This is a genomic window from Candidatus Zixiibacteriota bacterium (assembly GCA_021159005.1).
Classification (GTDB): Bacteria; Zixibacteria; MSB-5A5; order UBA10806; family 4484-95; genus JAGGSN01.
In genome coordinates this window covers 1-4,116 of sequence record JAGGSN010000162.1, presented here as the reverse complement: position 1 = coordinate 4,116, position 4,116 = coordinate 1, and the positions used below count along the sequence as shown (strand labels likewise).

General features: G+C 39.6%; 2 protein-coding genes. Both read left to right on the top strand.

Annotated elements, in window-relative coordinates; translation table 11 throughout:
- Positions 1-348 precede the first annotated feature (348 nt).
- A complete protein-coding gene (locus J7K40_10480) occupies positions 349-2,079 on the top strand; it encodes a hypothetical protein (GenBank protein MCD6162825.1) in 1,731 nt (576 codons plus the stop codon).
- Positions 2,080-2,373: 294 nt separating this feature from the next.
- The gene (locus tag J7K40_10475; protein ID MCD6162824.1) at positions 2,374-3,858 is read left to right on the top strand and encodes a dicarboxylate/amino acid:cation symporter; all 1,485 of its coding nucleotides are present in this window, start codon (positions 2,374-2,376) and stop codon (positions 3,856-3,858) included.
- The last annotated feature ends 258 nt before the right edge of the window (positions 3,859-4,116 follow it).

Sequence of the window (4,116 nt, the reverse complement as noted above, 5' to 3'; positions counted from 1 at the left end):
GCCCAACATCCCGATGCTCTATGGGTTATGAAATAAGCAAGCTTCGATTGTTGGGTATTATTTTAAGAACTCTATAAAAAAGGCCGGACAGTAGTGAAATATCATATCTCCTTAACCTGCATTATTCACAAAAAATATATGCGAGTCATTGCAGCATCGTATGCTGGAGCTTATAAATAATGCGGCCTTACTCAAGCAATATGTCAGTTTATCCGCCTTGGACGGACTGCGAACTGACACAACATAACAGCAGGCGCCAGGATGTCGCAAGCTTCCATCCCGACGCATATAAGGATTTGACGCCGCTCGAATATTCTGTTATAGTCTAATAAAATTGGTGAATATTTTATGTCTGATAAAATTAAATTGTTCTTAGCCGCATTCTCAATCTTAATAGTTATCGCGCTAAAATTCATTGGCATATTTTATCCGGAAGCAAGGCTCTGGGGGATAAATCAATTGAGCTATTTTTCCATTCAGTTTTCAATATTATATTTGGCAGTTATTATAATCCTGATATTTTTATTGTCTTATGCTCATAAATTAAAAACCGTTGACTCTCTAATAAATTCGTTTTTACGCATAGCCGACAACATACCGCGATATATATGGTATATATTAATTAGCGCAGTTTTAATTATAATATTCTATATTTTCAACGACAGCGCACATTTGCTGGGAGACAGCAGTCTGCGGCTTAAGGAATTGGGTGTTCATGGTTTCGCAAGGCTAAAAGATACCGCCGCCGGCGAACCGTTAGAATTCTTGATTAGAGATATCTCATATAAATATATATTTAAGCCATTGGGGTTTGATGTTCTTGATAGTTTCAGGTTCTGGAGTTACTCATGCGGTTTAGTTTATTTTTGGGTCGCCTGGCTAATTGCCCGTAGGTTGAAATTACCGAAGATGAATTCCTCGATATTATTTGCTTATCTCATAGGCTGGGGCGGCCTTATGATATTTTTCGGCTATATAGAGTATTATTCGATAGCAGCAGCAGCTATAATGCTGTTTTTCTATTTTGCTATTACTTATTTCTATACCGGGAAAAAACTTATCCTGCTTGCGGCGGTTTTTATCATCGGCTATTATCTGCATAATCTCACTATCTTTTTATTGCCATCACTATGTTATTTATTGCTGATTGAATATCGAAAAAACAGGCAGAAACCCACAATCGTTTTAATTACAACTTTAACTCTCATAGCTGTTTGGGCTGTTAATACCTTTAGCTATAAACAAAGCGGCGCATTTCTTCTGCCATACAGCAATACAGAGCCGGGGTATCTGTTATGGAGCAAGGATCATATAGTGGATATATTAAATGAGTTGTTTCTGATATGTCCTGTGTTTTTAATTTTAATCCCGATTCAGAAATTCAGAAATTCCGGTGATTGCAAACATAATCAAATAGCGCTATTTTCGAGGCTGTCAGCTATTGCCGGTATAATAGCACTGCTGCTTATCGACCCTCAGCTAAATATGGCAAGGGATTGGGATTTATTTGCATTGCCGCTTATAGGTTTACATTTTGCCTTGTTTATCGGTGTTGATTGGTCTAAGCAGAACAGAATTATTAAAAGCTCATTAGTAGTGATTCCGATTGCGCTTACTTTTTTATGGGTTTTACTAAACAGCGATGAGGCGCGGTCTGTTTCCCGTTTCAAGGATATTATCAAGCTTGATGAATCACGCAGCAGATATGGCTATGAATTATTAAGCACATATTATTATCAAAAAAAGCAATGGTATCAGGCGGAACAGGCATGCTACCAATCTTTGCGAAGGCAGCCGCATTTTCGTTCATATCTATTTTTAGCCTATTCCCAGATGAAACAGGGAAATCAAATAGGAGCAGAGATAAATCTAAAAAAAGCCCTCGAGCTTAAACCCGGCAACATCGAGGCTATAAGAAATCTTGGCCAGTTGTATTTTATCATAGGAAAATATGATAAGGCTAAGCATTATTTCGACATCTATCGAAAAACGCCTCGTTTTCGGAATGACCCGGAAATGATAGAAATGGTTAATAAATTGGACAGAATTATTAATAGCAAGAATAGTGAAGGCGATTGATTTTTCTCGGTTTAAAACAGCATTAAACACAAAGAATGCGTGTCTATCAGATTAAATAGAAGCTATAATAGTTATTCACAAACACTAAGCGGTACATTTAGCCCGTATTATTCACAAACTATAGCATATAATGCTGCAATGTGTAAATTAGTCATTGCTCCGCCTAAGGTGTCCGCCATAGGCGGAGCAATGACTTTCTATCTTTACGCATTATTCATAATTCTCTTTATTGCGGTCTTGCTGATATATTCGCTCCGCTATTGACCTTTTGGACCTAAAGTAGTATAATTTTACATGGCTAAGAAAAGTAAATCCTCCAATCTAATCCTTTATCTGATACTGGCAGCAATAATATTAGGATTTACTCTCGGCCATTACTATCCGCACACAGCATTGAAAATCGGTTTCTTAGGTGAGATATTTCTAAATGCGCTTTTCATGTTAGTTGTGCCCTTAGTTGTTGCCTCGATGGTAACAGGTATTGCGCGCCTGGGTCAATTAAGCAAGCTTGGAACGCTTGGCGGCAAGACGATTATCTACTATATGTCAACCACGGCTGTATCGGTTATCATAGGCATCATTCTGGTAAATATTATTCAGCCCGGCAAGGGTATTTCGCAGGCAGAGGACAATCATCCTCAGGCTTGCTATATTATCGAAACAAGACCTATGTCTGGCGGCACAATTCTTAAACTGACAGATGAAGATAAACATTTTTACGGCACTAATTATTCCGCCCGTTTTGTAATTCATCTTCTTGATCAAAATATAAAAGGCATAATTGACGCCTCATCATATATGAGCGAAAAACAGATACCGGTTCAATACTGGGTTGATGCGAAAGGCATGAAAGTAGAACCTGCCGCTGAGGGTGTGGGTATTGAAATCAAGCTTGCCGAAAAGAAGTTTTCCTTCCTTGATGTTATAATCGGTCTTATTCCCAAGAACCTGTTTACGGCTATGGCAAATAATAATATCCTGCCGTTGATTGTTTTTTCGTTATTATTCGGGGGTATATTAACCACTCTTGGCAGCAAAGGCCAATCGGTTATAAATCTTTTCGAGGGTTTAAATGAGGCTTTTTTAAAGTTCATACGTTTGCTGATGTATTTTGCGCCTATTGGCATTCTTGGCTTGATTGCGGCGCGATTAGGGCAGGCAGAGCTTAGCCAGCCCGGCGGTTTTATCGCTGAGATTGCTCGTATGGGCAAATACTTTTTCACGGTAGTGTTGGGGCTTCTGATTCATGCAACTTTAGTGCTTACGCCGATTATTTACTTTTTGGCGCGGCGAAATATAATTGAATATGTAAAAAACATCTCGCCGGCTCTATTAACCGCCTTCTCGACTGCCTCAAGTTCGGCGACTTTGCCGATTACTATCGAGTGTGTCGAGGGAAAAAACAAAATCAGCAATAAAACCGCCAGTTTTGTTCTTCCCCTTGGCGCAACAATCAATATGGATGGCACCGCTTTATATGAGGCAGTGGCGGCGATTTTTATCGCCCAGATATATGGCGTGCCGCTTGGTTTCGGCGCGCAGGTCATTATATTTTTAACCGCCACGCTAGCCGCTATAGGCGCCGCCGGCATCCCGGAAGCCGGGCTGGTAACTATGATAATCGTGCTTAACGCAGTCGGTTTGCCCACTGAGGGTATCGCTATGATTTTAGCTATCGATTGGTTTTTAGACCGCTGTCGTACCACTGTAAATGTTTATGGCGATTCTGTAGGCGCGGCGATTATTGACAGATGGGAAATGAAAAAACCGTCGGCTTGATTTGATAACGTTTGCACTATATTAATATATTGAACCTCCTGAAGAAGTTTGAAAAAAGTGGAAATTCACAGTCTTATTTCAGGAGTTTCCCCGAAAATTCCGGTAAAATCTTTATAGTATAGTATGTTTCATAGGGTTAACATTTTCAATAAGTGGAAATCATAGTTTTTGAAAAAACGGGGAAACTTTTAGCGATTTCTAGTAGGTCGAGTTCCGACCGGAGGGAGAAACCCGACATTTTGGACAGTGACAGGTGAT

Coding starts and splice junctions, on each gene's coding strand:
- J7K40_10475 (MCD6162824.1), top strand. CDS start 2,374: ATGGCTAAGAAAAGTAAATCCTCCAATCTAATCCTTTATCTGATACTG.
- J7K40_10480 (MCD6162825.1), top strand. CDS start 349: ATGTCTGATAAAATTAAATTGTTCTTAGCCGCATTCTCAATCTTAATA.